19 protein-coding genes, 3 tRNA genes and 2 rRNA genes are annotated in these 25,653 nt (G+C 44.0%); 10 read left to right on the top strand and 14 right to left on the bottom strand.

The genetic code is table 11. The features are described from left to right. Window positions 1–82 precede the first annotated feature (82 nt). The 5 genes from ITG09_03410 to ITG09_03390 all read left to right on the top strand — a co-directional run bounded on the left by ITG09_03410 (window position 83) and on the right by ITG09_03390 (window position 4,611). Window positions 83–826 carry a copper homeostasis protein CutC gene (locus ITG09_03410; protein UPR53581.1) on the top strand — a complete coding sequence of 248 codons (744 nt, stop codon included), beginning with the start codon at window positions 83–85 and terminating at the stop codon, window positions 824–826. 100 nt (window positions 827–926) lie between these two features. Then, window positions 927–1,856, top strand: coding sequence for a LysR family transcriptional regulator (locus ITG09_03405; protein UPR52703.1), 930 nt, complete (start codon window positions 927–929; stop codon window positions 1,854–1,856). Window positions 1,857–1,984: 128 nt separating this feature from the next. Next, window positions 1,985–2,536, top strand: a complete 552-nt coding sequence (locus tag ITG09_03400) for a porin family protein (GenBank protein ID UPR52702.1) — start codon at window positions 1,985–1,987, stop codon at window positions 2,534–2,536. A 110-nt stretch (window positions 2,537–2,646) separates the two neighbouring features. Further along, a complete protein-coding gene (locus ITG09_03395) occupies window positions 2,647–3,969 on the top strand; it encodes an IS4 family transposase (protein ID UPR52701.1) in 1,323 nt (440 codons plus the stop codon). A 150-nt stretch (window positions 3,970–4,119) separates the two neighbouring features. Next, window positions 4,120–4,611 (top strand): hypothetical protein, encoded by a 492-nt coding sequence (locus ITG09_03390; protein UPR52700.1) that lies wholly within the window; start codon window positions 4,120–4,122, stop codon window positions 4,609–4,611. Between the two features lie 9 nt (window positions 4,612–4,620). Here ITG09_03390 and phoU read toward each other — a convergent pair whose 3' ends face one another. The 4 genes from phoU to ITG09_03370 all read right to left on the bottom strand — a co-directional run bounded on the left by phoU (window position 4,621) and on the right by ITG09_03370 (window position 10,249). Continuing rightward, window positions 4,621–5,319 carry a phosphate signaling complex protein PhoU gene (phoU, locus tag ITG09_03385; protein ID UPR52699.1) on the bottom strand — a complete coding sequence of 233 codons (699 nt, stop codon included), beginning with the start codon at window positions 5,317–5,319 and terminating at the stop codon, window positions 4,621–4,623. Window positions 5,320–5,393: 74 nt separating this feature from the next. Next, the gene (locus ITG09_03380) at window positions 5,394–6,212 is read right to left on the bottom strand and encodes a phosphate ABC transporter ATP-binding protein (GenBank protein UPR52698.1); all 819 of its coding nucleotides are present in this window, start codon (window positions 6,210–6,212) and stop codon (window positions 5,394–5,396) included. Then, complete coding sequence (gene pstA, locus ITG09_03375) at window positions 6,213–7,922, bottom strand: phosphate ABC transporter permease PstA (GenBank protein UPR53580.1); 1,710 nt, start codon at window positions 7,920–7,922, stop codon at window positions 6,213–6,215. Window positions 7,923–8,032: 110 nt separating this feature from the next. Then, window positions 8,033–10,249 carry an ABC transporter permease subunit gene (locus ITG09_03370; protein ID UPR52697.1) on the bottom strand — a complete coding sequence of 739 codons (2,217 nt, stop codon included), beginning with the start codon at window positions 10,247–10,249 and terminating at the stop codon, window positions 8,033–8,035. Between the two features lie 200 nt (window positions 10,250–10,449). Between ITG09_03370 and ppk1 the strand changes: the two genes are divergently transcribed. Together ppk1 and ppx are read left to right on the top strand one after the other, a co-directional pair. Beyond that, the gene (gene ppk1, locus ITG09_03365) at window positions 10,450–12,546 is read left to right on the top strand and encodes a polyphosphate kinase 1 (GenBank protein UPR52696.1); all 2,097 of its coding nucleotides are present in this window, start codon (window positions 10,450–10,452) and stop codon (window positions 12,544–12,546) included. Continuing rightward, window positions 12,537–14,048 (top strand): exopolyphosphatase, encoded by a 1,512-nt coding sequence (gene ppx / locus ITG09_03360; GenBank protein ID UPR52695.1) that lies wholly within the window; start codon window positions 12,537–12,539, stop codon window positions 14,046–14,048. Before ppk1 ends, ppx begins: the two co-directional genes overlap by 10 nt. Window positions 14,049–14,126: 78 nt before the next feature. On the opposite strand, the gene pstS is transcribed toward ppx, so the two are convergent. The 3 genes from pstS to phoB are packed head-to-tail and all read right to left on the bottom strand — an operon-like array spanning window position 14,127 to window position 17,122. After that, a complete protein-coding gene (gene pstS, locus ITG09_03355; protein UPR52694.1) occupies window positions 14,127–15,104 on the bottom strand; it encodes a phosphate ABC transporter substrate-binding protein PstS family protein in 978 nt (325 codons plus the stop codon). After that, window positions 15,101–16,399 carry a phosphate regulon sensor histidine kinase PhoR gene (gene phoR / locus ITG09_03350; GenBank protein ID UPR52693.1) on the bottom strand — a complete coding sequence of 433 codons (1,299 nt, stop codon included), beginning with the start codon at window positions 16,397–16,399 and terminating at the stop codon, window positions 15,101–15,103. The genes pstS and phoR overlap by 4 nt, the downstream gene beginning before the upstream one ends. A gap of 33 nt (window positions 16,400–16,432) precedes the next feature. Further along, entirely contained in the window at window positions 16,433–17,122 is a 690-nt protein-coding gene (gene phoB, locus ITG09_03345) for a phosphate regulon transcriptional regulator PhoB (GenBank protein UPR52692.1), read from the bottom strand. 194 nt (window positions 17,123–17,316) lie between these two features. On the opposite strand from phoB, the gene rdgC reads away from it, so the two are divergent. The 3 genes from rdgC to ITG09_03330 all read left to right on the top strand — a co-directional run bounded on the left by rdgC (window position 17,317) and on the right by ITG09_03330 (window position 20,143). Next, window positions 17,317–18,231, top strand: coding sequence for a recombination-associated protein RdgC (rdgC, locus tag ITG09_03340; GenBank protein ID UPR52691.1), 915 nt, complete (start codon window positions 17,317–17,319; stop codon window positions 18,229–18,231). Between the two features lie 206 nt (window positions 18,232–18,437). Next, complete coding sequence (locus ITG09_03335; GenBank protein UPR52690.1) at window positions 18,438–19,856, top strand: tRNA 5-hydroxyuridine modification protein YegQ; 1,419 nt, start codon at window positions 18,438–18,440, stop codon at window positions 19,854–19,856. A 32-nt stretch (window positions 19,857–19,888) separates the two neighbouring features. Then, complete coding sequence (locus tag ITG09_03330) at window positions 19,889–20,143, top strand: YfhL family 4Fe-4S dicluster ferredoxin (GenBank protein UPR52689.1); 255 nt, start codon at window positions 19,889–19,891, stop codon at window positions 20,141–20,143. 40 nt (window positions 20,144–20,183) lie between these two features. On the opposite strand, the gene ITG09_03325 is transcribed toward ITG09_03330, so the two are convergent. The 7 genes from ITG09_03325 to ITG09_03295 form a co-directional block, all read right to left on the bottom strand. Next, window positions 20,184–20,492, bottom strand: coding sequence for a hypothetical protein (locus ITG09_03325; protein UPR52688.1), 309 nt, complete (start codon window positions 20,490–20,492; stop codon window positions 20,184–20,186). A 274-nt stretch (window positions 20,493–20,766) separates the two neighbouring features. Then, window positions 20,767–21,606, bottom strand: coding sequence for a penicillin-insensitive murein endopeptidase (mepA, locus tag ITG09_03320; protein UPR53579.1), 840 nt, complete (start codon window positions 21,604–21,606; stop codon window positions 20,767–20,769). 186 nt (window positions 21,607–21,792) lie between these two features. Next, window positions 21,793–21,869: transfer RNA gene (locus ITG09_03315), tRNA-Trp, on the bottom strand. A gap of 34 nt (window positions 21,870–21,903) precedes the next feature. After that, window positions 21,904–21,980, bottom strand: a tRNA-Asp gene (locus ITG09_03310). A gap of 81 nt (window positions 21,981–22,061) precedes the next feature. Continuing rightward, window positions 22,062–22,177: ribosomal RNA gene (gene rrf / locus ITG09_03305) — 5S ribosomal RNA — on the bottom strand. 133 nt (window positions 22,178–22,310) lie between these two features. Continuing rightward, window positions 22,311–25,205 (bottom strand): 23S ribosomal RNA (locus ITG09_03300). 300 nt (window positions 25,206–25,505) lie between these two features. Then, window positions 25,506–25,581 (bottom strand) — tRNA-Ala (locus tag ITG09_03295). Window positions 25,582–25,653: the final 72 nt, after the last annotated feature.

Below are 25,653 nucleotides of genomic sequence, written 5' to 3'. Positions count from 1 at the left end.
TATTTTCCTCTGCTACCACCTATTCATATCCGTATCTAGGTTGCTATGATTTCATCAGTATCTTTTTAAACGGATAAACATGATGAACATCGAAATTGAAGTCTGTATCGATAACTTAGAATCTCTACACAACGCGCTGTCTGGCGGCGCAAATCGAATTGAGCTTTGCTCCTCACTAGCACTTGGCGGATTAACTCCTAGCTTCGGTATGATGAAGCAAGCGGCAAAAATTTCGTCCGTTCCTGTCTACGCTATGATACGACCAAGACAGGGCGACTTCATTTTCGATAATGACGATATGATCTGTATGCTTGAAGATATTGAAGCTTGTGCAAGTGCAGGATTGAATGGGGTTGTACTTGGCGTGTTAGCACCTAATGGAAGTATTGATATGCCTAAAATGCAGCAACTGGCTAACAAAGCGCACTCATTAAAGCTTGGAATTACGTTCCACAGAGCCATTGATCAAAGTTCTGACTACCAAGTAGCATTAGAACAAATCATTACACTTGGATGCGAAAGAATCCTAACGTCAGGGCTTGCTGTTAATGCTGAGCAAGGCATCAATGTGCTCGCAGATATGGTCAAACAAGCCGATGGCAGAATCGATATCATGGCTGGCGCTGGCGTCAATGCAACGAATGCTAAGATAATTCAATGCATCACCCAAGTACCTGCACTTCACCTTTCAGGTAAATCGACAAGACCTAGCCTAATGGAAAGCAACTCAAGCGCTCAAATGGGCAGTGATGATATTGATGATTATCAGATACCAGTAACTGATGCGAGCAAGATATCCAGTGTGAGAGCTGCTCTCGACGCTTAGAATAATAGTCGCTAACACAAATCCCGAGAACCTCGCTGACTAATCTAACTGACTGACGTATATTATATTTAATAAAGCAGTAAACCTTTCATGGACAGATATGGCTAAAGACTTATTCAGCTCTCTCGATTTAAACTTGTTACGTACCTTTCTGATTGTTTATCAAGAAAAAAACACTAGGAAGGCTGCGGAGCGTTTATTCGTTTCTCAGCCAGCGGTTAGCCAAGCTCTGCAAAAGCTACGTTATCATTTCTCCGATGATCTATTCGTTAAAGTACATGGTGGTTTGCAATCAACGACCTTTAGCGATCAGCTAGCCAATGAGATCACCCCTCATTTAGACGGTTTAATGACAGCCGTTAACTCCTCAACAGAATTCGATCCAAAAGCCATTGATTACCCCATAAAAATAGCATTATCTCCAATCGTACTTGCTTGCTTATCGGGTTCCCTGTACCAGAATATCAAACAGCAAGCACCAAACTGTAAGCTAGAGCTAATAAGCTGGACGACATCATCCTCAGAAGATATTCAAAAAGGCGATGTCCTATTGGGCGTTGCTTATCAGCTTCCACACACTTCGAAAGAGATTTATGTTCAAAAGCTCGTTGATATTACAGGGCGACTATTTGTACGAAAAGAGCATCCGCTTCAGAAATCAACTGCCACACTGCAAGATCTTGCGGGGTACGAAATCGCTTCACTGATATCTCCGGGCTGGAACGATAACTTTAGTCAAGCTTCCTTAGTATTAGACGCTCACTCAGTTCCTCATAGCATTGGGTTTCGTTCTGAAATGGTACTCGCAATAGTAGATGTTCTACTTCATTCAGATATGTACATGCCCCATTCCAACCTCTTCCCTATCAACAACTATCCCAACCTGAGATCTATTGATGTAGACATCACGAACGACTTAAAAATGATGGGGGTTTATAGCCATATCCATAAAAAAAATCGTAATAACCCTCTTCATATGTGGCTCAGCAATGTCATTAAAGAAGCGTTAAACGAACAGATCAATAAGTGAGGCTTATTGCTATTATGAAAAATACTACTTAGCCTAAAAATAAAACACTGTTTAATATTATCCCTGTCAAAACGGATACTGAACTACGAAGGATCGTGCAGTTAAGTTAACCCTAGATAGAGACCAATATGAAAATTGCACTTACTACCCTGATTTCAGCTTCACTACTTTCTGTTCCTGTTCTTGCAAACAACTTTGACAGCCAACACCGTGTGGGTATCGGTTACAACCAAACTCAAGTAGACGATTGGCTAGCTGATGACACAGTTGATTGGGGTAACGGTATCAAACTTGAATATGGTTATGAATTTAACCGTATCGTAGGTATCAACGTTTCTTACGCAACGAATAGTGACGACGAAAATGTTGGAGGCATAAAAGCTGAGATCGATGGTTACAAGTTCCAAGTTGATGCTGACATCGGTTATAAATTTGAATTGGATGGTTTCTCTTTGAAACCTTACGGTGTCCTTGGCCTAGCGCGTCAAAGCGAAGATAATTCTATTAGCTATTCAGATACAACGTGGACTGAATCATACAACGATACAAGCTTCGTTGTTGGCCTAGGTGGTCGAGCTGAATTCGGACAACACCTTTACACTGATATGCGCTTTGAATTCGCGAGCTACGATGACGTAGATTACGATACATTCTCATGGACTGTCGGTTACCGCTTCTAATAAATTGAAAAAGCCAGCTTCTAAGCTTAATGCCGATCGTTTAAGAAGACTTGAACGATCTTGCAGTTAGCAGATAATCCCCATCAACAACGTTGATGGGGATTTTTTTTATGCTTGAACAAGAATTAGCAATGGCACACGAGACCATTGAAGATGCCGACAATTATGAATCTGTCGTCGACGCCATTCAGATTGAGTGGATAGAACAAGCTCTTCTTGAAACCAATAAAGCGAGCATAAGACGACGCCGACTTCCCGCTCAGCAAGCTGTCTGGTTAGTTATTTGGATGGGACTGCAACGCAACATGTCTATCAAAGAGGTATGCAGTTCATTAGACATCGCACTTCAGCCTAAACCTGAAGATAGTTGGTCTCGTGTTGCACCCAGTGTCCTAACTGATTCACGCCGACGTCTAGATGAGAGTCCGTTAGCGGCTCTGTTTCACACAACGGTAAAGGCTTGGCGCGAAGATATCCTTCAACAAGACAAAGACTTAGGGCTTAATGTTCTTGCTGTCGATGGGACAACATTTAGGTGTCAAGATTCCACAGAGAACGCTGAAGAATTTGGGTTCATCTCTAAAAAATTGAAACCTTACCCTCAACTTCGTTTAGTCGCTTTGATGTCAACAGAAACACGAATGATTATGGGGGCAGCTTTTGATGGTTGTCATGTCGGTGAAACGACCCTAGCCAAGCGCCTATTCAATGATATCCCCGCACACTCATTGACCTTATTTGATCGTTGTTATTTCTCGGCAGACCTTTTGTTGTCGTGGCAAGAGAGTGCGGAAAATGCTCACTGGTTAATGCCTGCAAAACGTAAGCTACGCTATGAAGTGTTGGAGAAATATGCTGAGAACGACATGCTCATCTCAATGCCTATCTCTCCTCAAGCTCAACGGCAGAATCCGAATTTACCCGCACGTTGGGAAGCCAGATTAGTCCTATATCAAGAGCCAAAAGGTGAGATAAAAGGTTTTATTACTTCACTTACAGACCCTAGTAGATACTCGCTAGAAAGCCTGCTGCGTATTTATTGGCAACGCTGGGAGATAGAAGAAGGTTATGGTGAAATTAAACAGACTCAACTGCAAAGTCACGTCACTTTACGAAGTCGTTTTTCTGCCGGAGTGAAGCAAGAGCTTTGGGGCGTATTACTTGCCTATAACTTAGTGCGATTAGAGATGGTTAAGATAGCTTCAGAAGCCGGGGTTCGAGCAACTAGGGTAAGTTTTACCGCCGCAATTAACCTTATTGATGCGCAATTACGTTGGCTAGCTTTAAGCCCAGACGGAACCCTACCAGTCAAACTTAAAAGGATGAGAGAAAGTCTGAGTCACTTCATTCTTCCGGATAAAAGAAAGGACCGAACGTTTCCACGTTCAGTCCTCTTTGTTCCAGCCAAATATCCGTTTAGGTTCAAGCAGTAATGCTTATCCGAACGGCATTAGCTTCTAAGCTGGCTTTTTACGATCATTCAATTGTTGGGTTTTAACATCTAATCAAAGTTGACCCACTTTCGAACAATTCGAATCAAAATTCATTGCAGCCACGGACGGCTAATTGCTTCAGGTATTTTTATGAAGATAAAAACTTCCCTGCTTTTACTTTCTGCCTTTTCTACTTCCGTTTCAGCAAGTGCTCTTCATTTATCCCCAGAACTAAAAATTGGCTCTTATCATGGCTTCGGTGTTCAGGCTGGCATCACTGATGTGGCAAATTTAGGTGCCCTTTATCTTAGCTATTCGCACCTTTGGTATGACAGCGATCGGTATGACGAAACGGTTGATGCGTATCGTGTTGGTATCCAAAATATGTTTGGAAGAAACCAAACCCACGGCTTTCAGGCTGAGATTGGTGTGGCAAGTTATGACGGTACAAAAACGCGCAACGGCGAAATTGAAGAGAAGACAGCGCATGGATTAAGTCTTGGTGGAGCCTACGTTTACCAAGCAACACCAGTGCTTGGGCTACGAGCTGGTGTTGATATGAATATTTTTGATCACAATAAGACCTTTGTGCCTTACGACACAACAATCAACCTTAACCTTGGTGCAATTATTCGATTCTAAAGTTAATACCTACTTCAGTGCGTCATCTAAGCTTTGATCGCCTAGGTGACGGACATCTTTGCCTTTCACGAAATAGATGATGTATTCACAAATATTCTGACAACGATCGCCTACTCGCTCAATCGCCCTTGCAGACCACATCACTTGTAAAATGTTAGGAATGTTCTTAGGGTCTTCCATCATGTACGTCATCAACTGACGAATCACGGCCTCGTACTCCGCATCCAACTTATCATCAAGTTTGTGAACTTCTGCTGCGGCATCTACATCCATTCGTGCAAATGCATCTAATACTTGATGAAGCATAGTAATAGCCTGACGGCAAAGAGGCTCTAACGAAACATGGAATTTCTGCTCTTTGGTCGAAGGGATCTCTATCGCACCTTGAGCGATTTTAGAGGCAACGTCACCAATACGTTCTAGATCAGTAATGGTTTTGATGATCGCCATAATCAAACGCAGATCTTTCGCTGTCGGCTGACGCTTTGCAATGATTCGAGTACAAGCCTCATCAATCGATACTTCCATCGCATTCACTTTGTGGTCATCACGAATCACTTTTTTAGCCAATTCAACATCGTCTTTATGAAGCGCCTGCATTGCAAACGAGAGTTGCTGCTCCACTAACCCACCCATGGTCAATACATGAGTACGGATCGATTCTAACTCGACATTGAATTGCCCTGAAATGTGGCGACCGAAATGCATACTTGCTCCTTGAAAGAAATGAAGAAAGCCATTTTTGTAGAGTGACTTAGCTCTAGATGACACCTCTGTAGAGGTTAGCCATATCTACCAGTAATGTAGTCTTCCGTCTGGTTTTTCAATGGAGACGTAAAAATTGAGTCCGTATCTGAGTACTCGATCAATTTTCCCATATGAATAAAGGCAGTATGGTCACTGACACGCGCGGCTTGTTGCATGTTGTGGGTAACAATCACCACTGTGTATTGTGTTTTGAGATCGTTGATCAACTCTTCAATCGTCAATGTCGAAATCGGATCGAGTGCCGATGTTGGCTCATCTAATAACAACACTTCAGGTTCGATGGCAACCGCACGAGCAATCACCAAGCGCTGCTGTTGACCACCAGATAAACCAAAGGCATTTTCATGCAGTCGGTCTTTAACTTCATCCCATAACGCAGCCGCACGCAGAGAACGCTCGACGGCGTCATCAAGATCTCGGCTATTACTCACACCCTGCAACCTCAATCCATAAACTACGTTTTCATAGATAGATTTAGGAAAAGGATTCGGGCGTTGGAATACCATGCCAACACGACGTCGTAGAGTCGCGACATCAACCTTAGGGTGATACACGTTCTTACCATGAAGCTTCACTTTCCCAGAAACCTTACAGCCTTCAACAAGATCGTTCATGCGATTAATACAACGCAGAAGAGTCGACTTACCACAACCAGAAGGACCGATAAAAGCTGTCACCTGCCCTTTAGGGATCTGCATCGAGATATCATCAAGTGCTTGGCTCTCTTTATAATAAAGATTTAGCCCTTCAATCGAGATAGCAATTTGCTCATCCTTCAAGTTGTGAACATCAAGTGGTGCTTGGTAACCCAAGGTTTCATTAATCGAGAACATCTAATCTTGTCCTAAGGTTCGGTATTTTTCACGCAAGTTATTACGGATATTGATAGCGGTTAAATTCAACCCAACAATCACCGTAACCAATAAAAATGAAGTCGCATACACTAAAGGCCGTGCCGCTTCGATATTAGAGGTTTGAAAACCAACATCGTAGATATGAAAGCCTAAATGCATGAACTTTCTGTCTAAGTGTAGATACGGGAACTGACCATCGACTGGCAAGCTTGATGCTAATTTCACAACACCCACCAGCATTAATGGTGCAACTTCCCCCGCAGCTCTCGCAATTGCCAAAATCAAACCAGTGATAATCGCAGGGCTTGCCATCGGTAGAACAATACGCCAAAGCGTCTCAAATTGAGTCGCACCAAGCGCTAATGAACCGTGCCTCACAGAGCTAGGAATACGCGTTAAGCCCTCTTCAGTGGTTACGATAACGACTGGAAGCGTCAATACCGCTAAGGTTAGTGCTGACCAAAGTAGACCCGGCGTGCCAAATGTCGGAGCGGGTAATCGCTCTGCATAAAACAACGTATCAATTGAACCACCAATGGTATAGACGAAGAAGCCTAAACCAAAAACGCCATACACAATCGACGGTACACCCGCCAAGTTAATCACGGCGATACGAATCAAACGTGTTAGTGCATTGTTTTTTGCGTATTCATGAAGATATATCGCAGCGACCACACCAAGAGGCATCACGACGATCGACATAAGAATAACCAACAATACTGTGCCGAAAATCGCAGGAAACACACCGCCTTCAGAGTTTGAGTCTCTTGGGTTCTCTGATAAGAACTTCCAGACTTGTTTACCCCAATGCCCAACCTTTTCAAGATAAGACATATTATTCGGGTACCAATAATCGAGAATGTGACTGAGCGAGATTTCGACCAACTCGCCTGTCATATCCTCAACGAGTAAACTTTCGACATTAAGCTGCGTTCTAAGGTGCTCAAGCTTAACTTCGGCTTCACCCAACTGGCGATTTAATTCCAGTTTAGTTTGAGTATAGGTTTTAAGGTATTCATCACTCACTGACTCATTGAGTTCAAGCTTACGTTTTTCTAAACGCAAGTTTTCCAATTGCCAACTGATATTGCGGATTTCTTGGTTCACAACGCGCGAGGTTTCTTTACGTAACGTATCGGCGAACGCTAAACCTTGTTCAAGCTTTTGGTCTATATTCGAATCAAATGTGCCAGAAGCGGATTTAAAACCCACCGGCTTACCAAAGAAATAACCACCTCGACTTCGCTCAATCACAACCCAATCGACCGGCATTGTTGGTTCACGTAAGTTAACATCCAAAATTGCAACAAAATCGGCTGGGTAAAGCTCTCTGTTCGCTACTTTGATACTTAAGCGCTGTATTAGCCCTGTCGACAAATTTTGAGGCGACAAAAGGTCATGGACTTGTGGAACTTGCTCTATCGGGATGTACTTGCGTTCATATAGCTGACCAATCAATAGATCTTGTTTTGATACGGTTTCGTCAAGATCGACCACTAACGATAAGTCTTTGGAATCAACTTGCCATTGGTACAAAGGTGCTGGCCAAAAATAGGTCAAGCCCTTCCAACCAATCAACAGCATTAGGCCGAGAACAGAAAGCATACTGATGCTCACCGCCCCACCCGTTAGCCATATCCAAGGAGAGCCCGATTTAACCCAAGATAATAATGACTTCAACTTATTCATCATGATCGACCTTGCTCTGACGAGCTGAACTCAAGGAGCTGCAAAGATCTCGGGATACACTAGCCAAGCTACTAAAAGCCATTGATACACATTGAGGAAAACCTTTAAAACTACAGCGCACGATATTTATCTCTCAATCTTTGTCTAACCCACTCAGCGACTGAGTTCACCGCAAATGTAAAGATAAACAGTAAGAGTGCAGCCAAGAACAGCAAGCGGAAATGAGAACCTCCCACCTCAGATTCTGGCAGTTCAACAGCAATCGTTGCCGATAACGTTCTCATCCCTTCTAAAATATTCCAGTCAAGAATTGGAGTATTACCTGTCGCCATCAACACGATCATAGTTTCACCAACCGCTCGTCCAAGACCCATCATAACCGCAGAAAAGATACCTGGACTCGCCGTCAATAACACCACATAAATAAGTGTCTGCCACGCCGTCGCACCCAACGCTAATGAGCCATCAGATAAGTGTTTAGGTACAGAGAAAATAGCGTCTTCCGCAATAGTAAAAATCGTTGGGATGACTGCAAAGCCCATAGCAAAACCAACCACCAGCGCATTGCGTTGGTCAAAGTCGATGCCATAGCTAGCCAAGAAAGTACGAATATCACCGTCAAATAACAAGGTTTCAATGCTGTTTCCACCAGCAAACACAGAAACCACTGTAATCACTAATACCGGAATCAATATCAGTGCGTGCCAACCATTAGAGAAGCGACTCGTTACTATCTTCGGTAAACAGAACCAAACAAGTCCAGTCAACAGTGTGCTCAGTGGTAATAACACCATTAATGAGAAGACGGCCGTTAAATGCGTCTCGACGATTGGAGCAAACCAAAGCCCAGCCAAGAACCCGATGATCACGGTTGGAAGCGCTTCCATCAGCTCTATCGAAGGCTTCACTACTCTTCGCATACGTGGAGACATGAAGTATGCGGTATAAATAGCTCCGAGCACGGCAACCGGCACGGCAAACATCATCGCAAATAGAGCGGCTTTGATAGTACCGAACGTTATCGGAACTAAACTGAATTTCTCTTCAAAGTCATCGTTCGCCGACGTTGATTGCCAAACGTATTGTGGCTCAGGATAGCTTTCATACCAGACTTTTTGCCATAGCGATGAAAACGAAATTTGTGGGTATTCATTGTCGACTTTAGCCACGCTTATTTTGTCATCAATTAGCGTTGCCAGATGTAATTCATTAGCAGACATGGCTGCTAATGTAGGTGATTTATCGAATGCTCGTTCAAATAGAGAAAGCTTCTCACTGGTCGTATAATGGCTTTGTAATGTGCCATTCTTATAAAAGCTGTAGAAACCTTTTCGGTAAGTATCAGGCAAAATAAATTGCACTTCTTCAGCTAGTTGAAAATCGCGGATGTGAGTCAGACTACGCTGTTCATCTTTGAGTACATCAAACCATTGGGAAACTTGTCCGTCCTCATGTGTAACCAACAACGAGTATGCGCCAGACAATAAATCGATGCTTTTAACGGAATGCTTCGCATCATTTAAGCTAAGATCGATCACTTCACGAACATCAAAACCGTTATCTGATAGCTTCAAAACAACCAAATCCGACTGTGCTCGGAGATACAAAGTCTGCCCATCAGGTGTGACGATCAGTTGCTGCTGCAAGCCCAACTTGTCCGATAGCCATTGGCTCTTTTGAAAAATATACTGACCAGTAAGGTCACTCTGATACCACTTAACCAAGACTCGCTGGTCACTTAACTGAGCAGCAACTGTAATCCCACGACCATTTTTTGAGAACGCGAATTTGTCGATCGTCGCCCCATTTGATGATTCATCATTTAAAAACGATTCAGGGAGAGTGATTTTCTCAATTTTAGGCTCGGCTTCGATACCCTTTTTCAACACAGGCGCACTATACTCAGGATAGAAAAAAGTGAGATTACTTGCGCTGTCAACAAAGGCAAACCAGTTTTCAGATGGGGTATTTCGAGAAAAGGCGATTGGGTTAGCTACAACATCACGCTCAAAGTAAGATTGTGTATTTTGAGACTCTAGATCCCAAAACTGTACCAAACCGGATTTTTCGATAGTAAATGCATGTTGACCATATTCATCAACAGATAAGACGATAGGCTTTTCTACAGCAACGGTCTTCACGGCTTGGTCTGTCTCTAAACCAGTATCAGAAAATACCGGTAAAATGACCATTGCCAAGTAAACAAAGATCAACACCAGAGCAGCTAGAACACTGACCGCACCACATGTCACCGAAAAACGGACGAGACGATCTTTTAACCATCTTTTTTTGTCGCGTTCTTTCAATGAAAATTGAGCTGAAGCCATCTGTTTATCTACCTTTTTTTAGCTACTGACATAATATGTACGTTAGATGACAATTATATTACAAGTTACGTTAAACAACTGAAACTAATAACAAGTTTGTTGGCCATATTTCTTAAAGTAAGATCATAGATTTTGTGCATTTTGCCATTCTAATTTAAAGTAATCAGCTCTATAGCCAGTACTCAAGGATTCTCATCTCGATGGAAAAAGACTATGTTACAAAAGAACTTAGCTGGTTATCCTTCAACGAAAGAGTGCTTCAAGAAGCAGCAGACAAGTCAGTCCCCTTAATCGAAAGAGTTCGTTTTTTAGGTATTTACTCGAAAAACCTCGATGAGTTTTACAAAGTCCGATTTGCTGATGTGAAGCGAAAGATCTTACTCAAAGATCCACCGCTAACCTCCAACTCACTGAAAACCTTGCTGACTCAAATGCAGAGTGAAGCGAGCAAGCTCGATACTCAATTCCATGAACTGTATAACGACTTGCTATTGGAATTGGCACGCAATCGTATTTTTCTGGTCAACGAACAGCAAATCAGCGAAGAACAAAGTGGCTGGATAAAAAAGTACTTTAAGAAAAAAGTGCTGCCACACTTAACTCCGCTACTCTTGAACGAAGATAGCCAGCTACTCAATATTCTCAAAGATGAACAAAGTTACTTAGCCATCGACATCGAGCGTGATGCATCATCTCAATATGTCTTACTCGAAATCCCATCAGAGACACTCCCTCGATTTGTTAAGTTACCGGAAGCTTCGGGTTCGCAGCGTACGACTTTGATCTTGTTAGATAATATAGTTCGATTTTGTTTGGATGACTTACTTAAAGGATTCTTTGAGTATGACTCATTACGTTGTTTTGCGATAAAAATGACACGTGATGCCGATTATGATCTTCAAGAAGACAATGAAAATAACCTATTAGAATCGATGTCTTTAGGTTTAGAACAGCGCTTAACGGCACTGCCGATACGTCTGATCTATGAGTCAGAAATGCCAGCTGAAATGCTCAACTTCTTACAAGTCAGACTTAAACTGTCTGACTATGACAGTGTCATCGCAGGTGGGCGTTATCATAACTTCAAACATTTCTCTGAGTTCCCAAGCCTTAATCGACGTGATTTAATTAATCGCCCGCTACCCGCGATTAAGTGCGCGCATTTCAATCATTACCCAAACTATTTCGAAGCGATCAAAGCTCGTGACATCTTACTGCATTACCCTTATCACACTTTTAATCACATCACTGAACTGGTTAGGCAGGCTTCCTTTGATCCCAAGGTAACCTCCATCAAAATAAACGTTTACCGTGTTGCGGAAGGCTCAAAACTCCTCAGCTCGATCATCGATGCGGCGCACAATGGCAAAAAGGTCACTGTGGTTGTCGAGCTGCAAGCCCGCTTCGATGAGCAAGCCAATATTCAATGGACCAAGAAACTTCAAGAAGCGGGTGTAAAAGTCATCCACGGCATCCCTAGTTTGAAGATCCATTCCAAGCTGCTGCTCATCAAACGAAAAGAAGGCAAGCATACAGAGCATTATGCCCATATTGGCACTGGCAACTTCCATGAAGTGACAGCGCGCGTGTATACCGATTTCTCTCTGCTCACTGCGAATGAAGATTTGACTCAAGAGGTGAGACAAGTCTTTAAGTATATTGAAAACCCTTATCAAAAGTCCCAGTTCAAACAACTGATTGTGTCACCAAAGAATACTAGAAAACGTCTGTACCAATTGATAGATAATGAAATACAAAACGCGATAGAAGGTAAACCTGCAAGCATCACTCTAAAACTCAACAACTTGGTCGATCGAGAGATCATTGAAAAGCTCTATCAGGCTAGCCAAGCCAATGTAAAAGTGAGAATGGTCATTCGCGGCATGTGCTCTCTTGTCCCTGGCATACTCAACATCAGTGATCATATTGAGATAGTCAGTGTGGTCGATCGTTTCCTCGAACATCCGAGAGTGATGATATTTGGTAACGCTGGAAAGCCGAAAGTCTATATCTCTTCTGCTGACTGGATGACACGAAACTTTGATCACCGCATCGAAGTTGCAGCTCCAATTTTAGATCCAAAGATCAAGCAAACCATTATCGATATCACCGAGTTTCATTTCGATGACAGCAACAAAGCTCGAGTGCTAGACCAAGCGATGAGCAACCCTTACATACAACCACCAGCAAACCCACTTGATTACCCGACGTCACAACTCTCCACTTACCACTATATTAAACGTATGGAGAAACTTGCTCGCAAGAAGTACAAACAAGAGAAGAAATCATGCCGCTAATTGATAACAAACATTCTCGATGTATTGCCGCTATCGACTTGGGTTCGAACAGCTTTCACATGGTGGTTGCCCGGGTATTCGATCAACACCTGCAATTAGTCAGCAGACACAAACAGAAAGTCAGATTAGGTGATGGATTGGATGAACGTAACTTCCTATCCGAAAGCGCTATCGATCGGGGCCTAGAATGTCTCAAGGTGTTCGCAGAACGACTAGCGGATTTTGAGCTTGATGATGTCAGAGTTGTTGCTACTCATACTCTAAGAAAGGCCAAAAACGCTAAAGACTTCTTAGAACAAGCTAAACCATTGTTTCCTTTTCCAATCGAGATCATTTCTGGTCAAGAGGAAGCTCGAATAATCTATAACGGCGTAGAACACACTCAAACCGCTTCTGAATCTAAATTGGTTATTGATATCGGCGGAGGGAGTACCGAGCTCGTCGCAGGACAAGGCTTTATCCCCCTAATTATGCGCAGTTTACCGATGGGATGCGTCAGCTTCACTCAACGTTTCTTTGCTGAAAGAGAGCTAACCTCACAACACTTTTCAGATGCTTGTACCGCGGCTACTCGTCTTTTGATGCCATTGATTGAAGAATATAAAAAGACCCCTTGGGAAATAGCCTTTGGCTCATCTGGGACCACGAAATCAATAAAAGAGGTACTCATTGGCTTAGGGTTCACCGATGGTCTCATTACCCCCCAACGCCTGTCCTATTTAAAGAATCACTTGTGTGAGTTTTCATCATCCAACACCTTAAATCTTTCAGGCTTAAGTGATGAGAGAAAGCCTGTGTTTGCTGCAGGCGTCACCATTCTTTCAGCAGCCATGGATACGCTAGACATCAAAGAGTTACATTTTTCTGATGGTGCCCTGAGAGAAGGCGTTCTTTATGACATGGAGGATAGGTTTAAAGATATTGATATTCGAACAAGAACTGCCGAAACGCTCGTCTCTCGATACCATGTAGACGTAACTCATGGCAAGAAAGTGAAAGTACTCGCTCTTGCATTGCTGAAACAAGTGCAGCCTCAAGTGACAACTGCGGTCACTAATGAGCTGTATGATCTGCTTAGTTGGGCTGCGTTGCTTCATGAAGTAGGACAAAGCATTGCATTCCAAGGCTATCACCGCCATTCGGCTTATCTGCTTAAGCATACGACAATGCCAGGCTTCAATACTGAGCAACAACGTCTGATCTCGACATTGGTTCGCTATCAAAGAAAAGCGCTCAAGCTACAAGACTTACCGGAACTTTCTCTGTTTACTCAGCAACAAGTCACCCTGCTGATTCGTATATTGAGACTCGCTATCTTACTCAACCGTCAACGAAATCAAGCACCTGTCCCAGACGTGACTCTAACGATTCAACAACAGAATAACTGGGCATTGAAAGGATCTAACAGCGACTGGTTGACCCAAAACCAACTGCTTGAGTATGAACTCAGAGAAGAGCAACAACGTTGGAACAACGCTGGATGGTCGTTGAAACTAAAATAACGAACAATCAAAATAATGACAGCCTGCGAGATCGCAAGCTGTTCATAGGTTTCTTTTCTACGTTCGCAGTGACCTCAATCAGAGCCCGACTTTCGCCAACTCTTGCTCTGCGAACTCAGACGGTATCGCTAAGTAGCCATCCTTCTCTACCAGTTCTTGCCCTTGCTTTGAGAATACAAAAGTGAGGAACTCTCTCTCAACAGGAGAAAGCGGTTTATCTGGGTGTTTGTTCACGTACACATAAAGAAAGCGTGATAGAGGGTAATCACCACTCAAGATATTCGCTCGAGTCGGTTCTACATAATCAGAACCATACTCAGCAATAGGAATTAGCTTAACGCCAGCGACACGATAACCAATACCTGAGTAACCTATCCCACTGATTGATGATGCGACCGACTGTACAACCGATGCAGAACCTGGCTGCTCATTAACTCGGTTCTTAAAGTCACCACCGCACAATGCGTTTTGTTTGAAATAGCCATAGGTTCCCGAAACGGAATTACGTCCAAACAATTGGAATCGATGCTTCGCCCAAGGTTGGTCGACGCCTAGATCTTGCCAATCGTTGAGCGGCTTCGTCGCACCACAGCGTAATGTCTCTGAAAAGATGCCATCAATCTGACGAAAGTTGAGCCCCTCAATAGGGTTATCTCGGTGCACAAAAAGTCCAATCGCATCGATCGCCACTCGCAGTGCTGTCGGTTTATAACCATGTTCTCTTTCAAACGCCTCTACTTCTCGCAAGCGCATCGGGCGACTCATTGGTCCTAGATGAGCTGTGCCTTCGGTTAAGGCTGGAGGCGCAGTAGAAGAACCGGATGCTTGAACCTGAGCGTTAACATTTGGATAGTAAGATTTAAACTCTTCCACCCATAACGTCGTCATGCCCGCTAAGGTATCCGAACCTACCGATAATAAGCTCCCAGAAATCCCCGGGACCTTAGAATAATCAGGAAGAGAATCGACACTCTGTTCGGCATGAACAGGGGTAACCAAAGCAAACGCTAATAATGAGCTGATTGGCAAACGCATCCTGCGTGTCAAACAACTCATGACACTGTCAGTCGATTTGGTAATGTGAAATGGAATCGACTACCGACACCTACCTCACTTTGAATTTCTAAATGTGAGTCATGGTGACTAAGCGCATGTTTCACAATTGCCAATCCAAGACCACTACCACCTGTATCACGTGAGCGTGCTTTATCGACACGATAGAAACGCTCTGTGAGTCGATGTAAGTGTTGTGGCTCGATACCGTCTCCGGTGTCTGACACATCCAAACACGCGCCTTGACTGGTTTGATACCAACGAACCTTTACGGTCGCACCAGGCGGCGTGTATTTCACTGCATTGTAAACCAGGTTCGATATCGCACTTCTTAACTGATCTTCATCCGCTAATACGCGTAAGCTCTTATCAATATCAAATTCCAGCTTGTGTTCTCGCTCTCCACTGAGGCTAGCGGCTTCTTTTTCAAGAACCTCCAACATCGACGGAACGTTAACCACTTCATCCAATTCATGCATTGGCGCCGCTTCAATTTTTGAAAGTGTTAATAGCTGGTTCACCAGACTGTTCATGCGATTCAATTGCTCGGTCATCACACCATGAGCCTTAGGCCACATAGGCCCAACGATCATGTCTGGATCTTCCGTCATTTCAAGGTAGCCCTGAAGTACGGTCATTGGAGTACGTAGCTCGTGAGAAACGTTAGCAAAGAAGTTACGACGCATGCCTTCTAGCTGTTTTAACTGAGTAACATCACGTACCACCATTAGGTGTTCACCCTCGGTATACGGCACGATACGAAGCTCAAGCATGCGCTCCACGTTAAGTGGCGAAGGCATCTCTAACGGTTCTGAAAAGTCTTGTTTATTAAGATACTTGATGAAGTCCGGCGTGCGGATCAAGTTAGAAATCGGTTGACCTGAATCGTCTGGCCAGCGAAACCCAAGTAAGTACTGAGCTAGCTTGTTACACCAAACGATATTGCCTTCACCACGAAATACCACAACGGCATCGGGAAGAGATTCTGCACCATTTCTGAAACGACGGATTAGGTTGGTCAGCTCTTTACGTTTGCGACGCTGTCTCTGTTGCATTCGATAAATACCGTTGAACAGAGACTCCCAATTCCCAGAACCTGATGGTGGCGTTAGACGCTTCTCATCCCACAACCATGCGGACAAACGCATTTGATTATGTAAATGCCAGCCGAGCTGCAATACCGTAGCAGCCAGCAGTAACCAAGGTAGGTAGCCGAATATCCAACCGACTAAAACCCAAGGTGCGTAAAAAAAAGCCAGCTCCCAAGCCAGCTTTTTCCAGGTTAACTTTTCAACCATTCAGGACTCCGTAAACTGAGTAGCGAAGCCACACTAAGCCTTTGTAGAAAAACGGTAGCCCGCGCCGCGAACCGTTTGGATTAGCTTGTCGTGACCTGCAGATTCAAGTGCTTTACGCAGGCGTCGAATATGTACGTCAACGGTACGGTCTTCAACGTAAACGTTAGTGCCCCAAACGTTATTCAGTAGCTGCTCACGGCTGTACACACGCTCTTGGTGCGTCATAAAGAAGTGCAACATTTTGAACTCTGTTGGTCCCATATCAACTGGACCTTCACTAGCGGTAACGCGGTGAGATACAGGGTCTAACTTAAGACCTTGCACATCAATCACGTCTTCCAGTGCAGTAGGCGTTACACGGCGAATAACCGCTTTTAAGCGAGCGACAAGCTCTTTTGGTGAAAATGGCTTGGTGATGTAGTCATCAGCGCCCACTTCTAAACCACGAACCTTATCTTCTTCTTCGCCACGAGCCGTCAGCATCACCACTGGGATGTTGCGAGTTAACTCTTCACGCTTCATGTGCTTGATAAAGTTTATCCCGCTACCGCCAGGTAGCATCCAATCTAGTAATACTAGATCTGGGAAAGGTTCACATAGCTTGTTTACCGCTGTATCGTAATCTTCAGCCTCTACTGCTTGGTAGCCTTTTTGTTCAAGGACAAAACACAGCATCTCACGAATAGGTGCTTCATCTTCAACGACCAGAATCCTTCTCGACATAATTGAATAGCCTTTGTATTTAATCAACGCATTGCATTATCTGAGTTAATTATGACACTTTTGTGACCTTTGAAAACAAATTTTCATATAACTGTCTCAAACAATTCACTTTATAACTTTTGATACAGAGCTAGGGACAAATCAACTTAGATCTCATATCATGAGGCACTTCTAAAAAGGTATGAGAAAAATTTATGTGGTTTAAAAATTGCCTAGTCTATCGCTTCAACCGTGATATTGATTTCAATGCAGATCAGCTAGAGAAACAACTTGAAGAGTTCCGTTTTACCCCTTGTGGTAGCCAAGACAAACAGAAGTTTGGCTGGGTAAATGCGATGGGTAGACACGGCGATATGATGACGCACGTATCAGAAAACCGCATTCTAATCTGTGCAAAGAAAGAAGAAAAAATGCTTCCAGCTTCTGTGATCAAAGATTCATTGAATGCAAAAGTAGAAACACTTGAAGCGGAGTCTGGTACTCCTCTGAAAAAGAAAGAGAAAGATAGCCTAAAAGAAGACATCATCATTGATCTTCTTCCTAGAGCTTTCAGCCGTAGTAACTTCACTTACGCGCTGATCATGCCGAAAGAAGGCTTTATTGTGGTTGACGCTAGCAGCTACAAAAAAGCAGAAGACGTATTGGCATTACTACGTAAAACAATGGGTAGCTTGCCAGTAGTGCCTGCTATTCCAGAGCAAGCAATTGAGACAACTCTGACAGAGTGGGTGAAATCAGGTGATACGCCTCAAGGTATTACGATGCTTGATGAAGCCGAGCTTAAATCAATCCAAGAAGACGGCGGTATTGTCCGAGTTAAGAAACAAGAACTAGAAGCTGATGAGATTAAAAACCACATCGAAGCCAACAAAGTTGTAACTAAGCTTCTGATCAACTGGCAAGATCGCATTGAGTTCATCCTTGCTGAAGATGGCAGCATCAAGCGCCTGAAATTTAGTGATGAACTAAAAGACGAAAACGACGATATTCCTCGTGAAGATCAAGCTGCGCGTTTTGATGCAGATTTCTCACTGCTATGTGGTGAATTCAGTGTTTTCCTACCAAACCTATTTGAATCATTAGGCGGGTTAACTCAACCTAACGCTTAATTGTTCCGATTTGAAGCTCAGGTATCGACGATATCTGAGCTTATTTTCTTTCCTACTCTCCCTTATCAATACCTATCAACTCGCTTCTTAATATCATTGTTATCTTTAGGGCTATCAACCAAACTCGTTTTAGCGTAAAATTTGCGCCCCTTTGATATCACTTGGTGGTATCAACCTGACTTGAGATCAGATTAGAGAACAAAGCAATGACTACACAAAAACCATTTGTACCTGAACTATTATCACCGGCAGGAAGCCTTAAAAACATGCGTTACGCATTCGCCTACGGCGCAGATGCAGTATATGCAGGCCAGCCACGTTACAGCCTTCGTGTTCGTAACAACGAGTTCAATCACGAAAACCTACAAATCGGTATCGATGAAGCTCATGCTCAAGGCAAAAAGTTATATGTTGTATGTAACATTCAGCCGCACAACTCTAAATTAAAAACATTCATTCGCGACCTTAAGCCTGTTGTTGAGATGGGCCCAGATGCTCTTATCATGTCAGACCCAGGTCTTATCATGATGGTACGTGAATCATTCCCTGAAATGCCAATTCACCTTTCCGTTCAAGCCAATGCTGTAAACTGGGCGACCGTAAAATTCTGGTCTACTCAAGGCGTTGAGCGTGTGATCCTATCTCGTGAGCTATCACTTGAAGAGATTGAAGAGATTCGCGAACACTGCCCAGAAACAGAGCTAGAGATCTTTGTTCACGGTGCACTATGCATGGCTTACTCAGGTCGTTGCCTACTTTCTGGTTACATGAACAAACGCGATCCAAACCAAGGTACTTGTACTAACGCTTGTCGCTGGGAATACAAAACCGAAGCTGCGAAAGAAGACGAAAACGGTCAGATCGTGGAAGCAAACCCTACAGGTGTCGCTATTCAAGAAGTCGAAACTCAGGGTATTGAAGTTCAAGACGAACGTCCAGACAACACATTAGGTCTTGGTAAACCAACTGATGAAGTCGTTCTACTTTCTGAATCACACAAACCTGAAGAGAAAATGGCAGCGTTTGAAGATGAGCATGGTACTTACATCATGAACTCAAAAGACCTTCGTGCAATCCAACACGTTGAGCGCCTAACGAAGATGGGTGTTCACTCTCTGAAAATTGAAGGTCGTACTAAGTCTTTCTACTACTGTGCACGTACAGCACAGGTTTACCGTAAAGCTATCGATGATGCTGTTGCAGGTAAGCCATTTGATGAGAGCCTAATGGGTACGCTAGAGAGCCTAGCTCACCGAGGCTACACTGAAGGCTTCCTTCGTCGTCATACTCATGACTCATACCAAAACTACGAGTACGGTTACTCTATTTCTGATACTCAACAGTTTGTTGGTGAGTTCACTGGTAATCGCCGTGGCGACTTAGCAGAAGTCGAAGTTAAGAACAAATTCCTAGTTGGTGATAGCTTAGAAATGATGACACCAAAAGGTAACATCGTTTTCAAATTAGAAGTTATGGAGAACCGTAAATCTCAGCCAGTAGAAGACGCAAAAGGTAACGGTCACTTTGTCTTTATTCCAGTACCTGCTGATCTTGACCTAGAATTTGGTTTGTTAATGCGTAACTTGAGCGCAGGCCAAGATACACGTAACGCTTCAGGTAAGTAACTTTACTTAGAAACTCTACTGAGAATAAAGCAATGGCTCTGTTAATAACTGACAAGTGCATAAACTGCGATATGTGTGACCCAGAATGCCCAAATGGCGCAATCACGATGGGCGACAGTATCTTTGAAATCGATCCTGATTTATGTACTGAGTGTAAAGGTCACTATGAGAAGCCAACATGTCAGTCAGTGTGCCCCATTACAAAATGCATAATCACTGACCCAAACCATATTGAATCTGATGACGAGCTACTAGAAAAATTTGTCATTATTCAAGGCTTGACCTAATAAAGAAAAGGTTCAACTTATTATAAGCTGAACCTTTTTTTTAACCTGATTTTCCGATTGGATAAATATTGCAAAAGAGCTCCTTTTCAAATTGATATTCAAGTCTCTCTCGCCAATTTATCGATTGCGCGATGGGAATAAGATAGAAATTTTCCCTACTGGTATCTGTCACAAATGCCATTCCATACTGCATCAACTCATAATGGACATCATTAACAAAACTAGGGTCTAAGCGTTGTCTACCAGTCAGGTGATTAATGTCGTCTCTTGAAATAGAAATACCTGAATTTTCTGCACTGAATCTATGTCTTAACCATTCTGAAAATTCCTTTGCACAAATCATAGTCATAGTCTTATCCTTGAATTATCTATCGACGGGCATCAGACTCTGATTTCGCATACTGCATATAAGCCGCATCTTTCACCCCAAAAACACTCAATCCCTGACCAAACCTTGTCAAATTCGCCATCGCCCTTACTGATATCATTATAGGTTTTATTAATATCAAACGATGTTCTTAATCTCGTGTTTATAAACTCTAGACAAAAGTGTGATATTTCTCCAGTTTTAGAGTCAAGAAAACCAGTGGCATTACCACTGTAAGAAGCCTAGATGAACAGGATTACTTATTCGATATCAAGGCCAAACACTGACTTGGCATCACTTTAACTTTTTTCTTTTTCTTATTTTTCGCTACTTTTTTGGGAGGTGAAACTGGAACAGTCTTTGGAGCCCAACTTGCAAGTTCATCCCCACAGCCATCCCCCTTAGGAGGGCTTGCTTGAGCTATGCAGTTTGAACTGCCTTCAGGACACTTTAGACGAACGTGGAAGTGAGAATGATGTCCCCACCAAGGCCTGATTTTTCCGAGCCAAGCTCTATCATCTGCATCAGGGATTTCTCGGTCACAAAGAGCTTGCTTAATCACGGGATGAACAAAAATTCGCACTACTTTTTCATCTTTCGCGGCATAACGGATCACTTGAAAATGATCATCTGTCCAATTTGATTTGCGAAGCTTGTAGTTAGTAAGATCAACGACACTCACTGGCTTAGGAACAGCAAGCTCATTCACCGAAAGCCTATTGCTTGTGAGTCTTAACCATATATCGATATCTAGCCCTGTTTGATGACTTGAATGACCAGATGAAAAGCGCCCGCCACGAGGCAAAGAAATATCTCCTACCAGTAAGTTGGTATCGAGTTGCTCACTTGTAGTTATGCCTAGCCTTTCAATGAACTGAATTGCCTCTGTATGACCATAATAACGTCCTCTTTGGGGGCGAATAATTTGATAGCCGACCCCATCGATTGGCAAGGCCTGTGCGCCATCAAGACAACCGTTGGCATAGCTTCCTATTGATGAGGTTGAGTTTACCGTGGGGGTCTTCTCTTTTTCCCAAGTAGTTGCAGACACTAAAAAAGAACAAAAAGTCCCAACTAATACACAAAATAACCTCATACCAATTCCAAGTGAGCAATGCATATTATTTATACTAGTCGTGATTAGAGAATAGTTGACGATTATTGGTAACTTTTCGGGAATAAACAAAGAGGTATTTGAGATGGAAGAATCTGAAAGGGGTTGTGAAGTATTTCGACGCCAGAAAGCAAAAAGGCTCTAGTCTTTCGACTAGAGCCTTAAATATGGCAGGGGTGGAGAGATTCGAACTCCCAACACGCGGATTTGGAATCCGCTGCTCTGCCAATTGGAGCTACACCCCTATTTCAGTTTTAAAGAGCTGAAACTCTGAATAAGTGGCGGAGTGGACGGGACTCGAACCCGCGACCCCCGGCGTGACAGGCCGGTATTCTAACCAACTGAACTACCACTCCGCAGTGGACTACTTGTCGTCGCTGACAAGTCGTTCATAACACTTTTTGTCTTCACTTTTGAAAAGTGAAAATAAATTTGGAGCCTGGCGATGTCCTACTCTCACATGGGGAAGCCCCACACTACCATCGGCGCTATTGTGTTTCACTTCTGAGTTCGGCATGGAATCAGGTGGGTCCACAATGCTATGGTCGCCAAGCAAATTTTGCTTTTACTTTCAGTTTTTAAAAACTGAAGGCAAAATAATCTGGAAAACTGTATTTAAAAGTATTTCTCTTCAAACTCATTCAAGGTCTGGTACATCTGAGTCCACAAAACCCCTTGGGTGTTGTATGGTTAAGCCTCACGGGCAATTAGTACAGGTTAGCTCAATGCCTCGCAGCACTTACACACCCTGCCTATCAACGTCGTAGTCTACGACAACCCTTTAGGACACTATTATAGTGCCAGGGAAAACTCATCTCAAGGCTCGCTTCCCGCTTAGATGCTTTCAGCGGTTATCGATTCCGAACTTAGCTACCGGGCAATGCCATTGGCATGACAACCCGAACACCAGAGGTTCGTCCACTCCGGTCCTCTCGTACTAGGAGCAGCCCCTTTCAATTTTCCAACGCCCACGGCAGATAGGGACCGAACTGTCTCACGACGTTCTAAACCCAGCTCGCGTACCACTTTAAATGGCGAACAGCCATACCCTTGGGACCGACTTCAGCCCCAGGATGTGATGAGCCGACATCGAGGTGCCAAACACCGCCGTCGATATGAACTCTTGGGCGGTATCAGCCTGTTATCCCCGGAGTACCTTTTATCCGTTGAGCGATGGCCCTTCCATTCAGAACCACCGGATCACTATGACCTGCTTTCGCACCTGCTCGAATTGTCATTCTCGCAGTCAAGCGGGCTTATGCCATTGCACTAACCACACGATGTCCAACCGTGTTTAGCCCACCTTCGTGCTCCTCCGTTACTCTTTGGGAGGAGACCGCCCCAGTCAAACTACCCACCAGGCACTGTCCGTAATCCCGATTCAGGGACCAACGTTAGAACATCAAAACTACAAGGGTGGTATTTCAAGGACGACTCCACCACATCTAGCGACGCGGTTTCAAAGTCTCCCACCTATCCTACACATGTAGGTTCAATGTTCAGTGCCAAGCTGTAGTAAAGGTTCACGGGGTCTTTCCGTCTAGCCGCGGGTACACTGCATCTTCACAGCGATTTCAATTTCACTGAGTCTCGGGTGGAGACAGCGTGGCCATCATTACGCCATTCGTGCAGGTCGGAACTTACCCGACAAGGAATTTCGCTACCTTAGGACCGTTATAGTTACGGCCGCCGTTTACCGGGGCTTCGATCAAGAGCTTCGACCGAAGTCTAACCCCATCAATTAACCTTCCGGCACCGGGCAGGCGTCACACCGTATACGTCATCTTACGATTTTGCACAGTGCTGTGTTTTTAATAAACAGTTGCAGCCACCTGGTATCTGCGACTCTCGTCTGCTCCATCCGCAAGGGACTTCACTGATAAGAGCGTACCTTCTCCCGAAGTTACGGTACCATTTTGCCTAGTTCCTTCACCCGAGTTCTCTCAAGCGCCTTGGTATTCTCTACCCGACCACCTGTGTCGGTTTGGGGTACGATTCCTTACAATCTGAAGCTTAGAGGCTTTTCCTGGAAGCATGGCATCAATGACTTCACTACCGTAGTAGCTCGACATCGTATCTCAGCGTTAAGAAAGTCCGGATTTACCTAAACTTTCCGCCTACATACTTGAACCTGGACAACCGTCGCCAGGCCCACCTAGCCTTCTCCGTCCCCTCATCGCAATTGTAAGAAGTACGGGAATATTAACCCGTTTCCCATCGACTACGCCTTTCGGCCTCGCCTTAGGAGTCGACTTACCCTGCCCCGATTAACGTTGGACAGGAACCCTTGGTCTTCCGGCGAGGGAGTTTTTCACTCCCTTTATCGTTACTCATGTCAGCATTCGCACTTCTGATACCTCCAGCAGCCCTTACAGACCACCTTCAACGGCTTACAGAACGCTCCCCTACCCCACATACCCTAAGGTACGTAGCCGCAGCTTCGGTGTATAGCTTAGCCCCGTTACATCTTCCGCGCAGGCCGACTCGACCAGTGAGCTATTACGCTTTCTTTAAATGATGGCTGCTTCTAAGCCAACATCCTGGCTGTCTGAGCCTTCCCACATCGTTTCCCACTTAGCTATACTTTGGGACCTTAGCTGGCGGTCTGGGTTGTTTCCCTCTCCACGACGGACGTTAGCACCCGCCGTGTGTCTCCCGGATAGTACTTACTGGTATTCGGAGTTTGCAAAGGGTTGGTAAGTCGGGATGACCCCCTAGCCTTAACAGTGCTCTACCCCCAGTAGTATTCGTCCGAGGCGCTACCTAAATAGCTTTCGGGGAGAACCAGCTATCTCCAGGTTTGATTGGCCTTTCACCCCTAGCCACAAGTCATCCGCTAATTTTTCAACATTAGTCGGTTCGGTCCTCCAGTTGATGTTACTCAACCTTCAACCTGCCCATGGCTAGATCACCTGGTTTCGGGTCTAATCCTAGCAACTGTACGCCCAGTTAAGACTCGGTTTCCCTACGGCTCCCCTAAACGGTTAACCTTGCTACTAAAATTAAGTCGCTGACCCATTATACAAAAGGTACGCAGTCACACCACGAAGGTGCTCCTACTGCTTGTACGTACACGGTTTCAGGTTCTATTTCACTCCCCTCACAGGGGTTCTTTTCGCCTTTCCCTCACGGTACTGGTTCACTATCGGTCAGTCAGTAGTATTTAGCCTTGGAGGATGGTCCCCCCATATTCAGACAGGATATCACGTGTCCCGCCCTACTCGTTTTCACTGATTATGAGATGTCGACTACGGGGCTATCACCCTTTACTGCGGCACTTTCCAGAGCCTTCGTCTGTCTCATTAAAAGCTTAAGGGCTAATCCAATTTCGCTCGCCGCTACTTTCGGAATCTCGGTTGATTTCTCTTCCTCGGGGTACTTAGATGTTTCAGTTCCCCCGGTTTGCCTCCTGTTGCTATGTATTCACAACAGGATACTTACTTATGTAAGTGGGTTTCCCCATTCAGGAATCCCAGACTCAAAAGGTTATTACTACCTAATCTGGGCTTATCGCAAGTTATTACGCCTTTCATCGCCTCTGACTGCCAAGGCATCCACCGTGTACGCTTAGTCACTTAACCATACAACCCGAAAGGGTCTTAGCGTATGGCAACTAACCAAGGTTTTTGGTTGTCATCAAGAAGGGTTAATTCTTGATAACTGTTTGCCGGACTCAATTGTGAATCAAATAAATTTGATTCGAATACAAGACACTTGAATGTGTTTGTTGTGTTTATCTAATGAAAGATAAACATTGAGAACTTTTAAATTTGATTTGAATTACTCGTAAGTAATCAAATCAGTCAGCTTTCCAAATTGTTAAAGAGCTAGATTTCTTTCGAAACCATTTTTAAATATTTTCAGATAAAAACACTTAAAGATGGTGGAGCTATGCGGGATCGAACCGCAGACCTCCTCGCTGCCAGCGAGGCGCTCTCCCAGCTGAGCTATAGCCCCATCTGGAAAAGTATTTCTACTCTTAACTTTTCTAAACCTAATCAATCTGTGTGGACACTCATCGTAAGTATC

Origin of the sequence: Vibrio cyclitrophicus, from assembly GCA_023206055.1 — a bacterium.
GTDB classification, from domain to species: Bacteria; Pseudomonadota; Gammaproteobacteria; order Enterobacterales; family Vibrionaceae; genus Vibrio; species Vibrio cyclitrophicus_A.
This window is presented reverse-complemented; position numbering and strand designations above follow the sequence as displayed.

Bases quoted from the DNA above. Each gene is read 5' to 3' on its own strand.
- ITG09_03410 (UPR53581.1), top strand. From the start codon at position 83: ATGAACATCGAAATTGAAGTCTGTATCGATAACTTAGAATCTCTACAC.
- ITG09_03405 (UPR52703.1), top strand. From the start codon at position 927: ATGGCTAAAGACTTATTCAGCTCTCTCGATTTAAACTTGTTACGTACC.
- ITG09_03400 (UPR52702.1), top strand. From the start codon at position 1,985: ATGAAAATTGCACTTACTACCCTGATTTCAGCTTCACTACTTTCTGTT.
- ITG09_03395 (UPR52701.1), top strand. From the start codon at position 2,647: ATGCTTGAACAAGAATTAGCAATGGCACACGAGACCATTGAAGATGCC.
- ITG09_03390 (UPR52700.1), top strand. From the start codon at position 4,120: ATGAAGATAAAAACTTCCCTGCTTTTACTTTCTGCCTTTTCTACTTCC.
- phoU (UPR52699.1), bottom strand. From the start codon at position 5,319: ATGCATTTCGGTCGCCACATTTCAGGGCAATTCAATGTCGAGTTAGAA.
- ITG09_03380 (UPR52698.1), bottom strand. From the start codon at position 6,212: ATGTTCTCGATTAATGAAACCTTGGGTTACCAAGCACCACTTGATGTT.
- pstA (UPR53580.1), bottom strand. From the start codon at position 7,922: ATGAATAAGTTGAAGTCATTATTATCTTGGGTTAAATCGGGCTCTCCT.
- ITG09_03370 (UPR52697.1), bottom strand. From the start codon at position 10,249: ATGGCTTCAGCTCAATTTTCATTGAAAGAACGCGACAAAAAAAGATGG.
- ppk1 (UPR52696.1), top strand. From the start codon at position 10,450: ATGGAAAAAGACTATGTTACAAAAGAACTTAGCTGGTTATCCTTCAAC.
- ppx (UPR52695.1), top strand. From the start codon at position 12,537: ATGCCGCTAATTGATAACAAACATTCTCGATGTATTGCCGCTATCGAC.
- pstS (UPR52694.1), bottom strand. From the start codon at position 15,104: ATGAGTTGTTTGACACGCAGGATGCGTTTGCCAATCAGCTCATTATTA.
- phoR (UPR52693.1), bottom strand. From the start codon at position 16,399: ATGGTTGAAAAGTTAACCTGGAAAAAGCTGGCTTGGGAGCTGGCTTTT.
- phoB (UPR52692.1), bottom strand. From the start codon at position 17,122: ATGTCGAGAAGGATTCTGGTCGTTGAAGATGAAGCACCTATTCGTGAG.
- rdgC (UPR52691.1), top strand. From the start codon at position 17,317: ATGTGGTTTAAAAATTGCCTAGTCTATCGCTTCAACCGTGATATTGAT.
- ITG09_03335 (UPR52690.1), top strand. From the start codon at position 18,438: ATGACTACACAAAAACCATTTGTACCTGAACTATTATCACCGGCAGGA.
- ITG09_03330 (UPR52689.1), top strand. From the start codon at position 19,889: ATGGCTCTGTTAATAACTGACAAGTGCATAAACTGCGATATGTGTGAC.
- ITG09_03325 (UPR52688.1), bottom strand. From the start codon at position 20,492: ATGACTATGATTTGTGCAAAGGAATTTTCAGAATGGTTAAGACATAGA.
- mepA (UPR53579.1), bottom strand. From the start codon at position 21,606: ATGAGGTTATTTTGTGTATTAGTTGGGACTTTTTGTTCTTTTTTAGTG.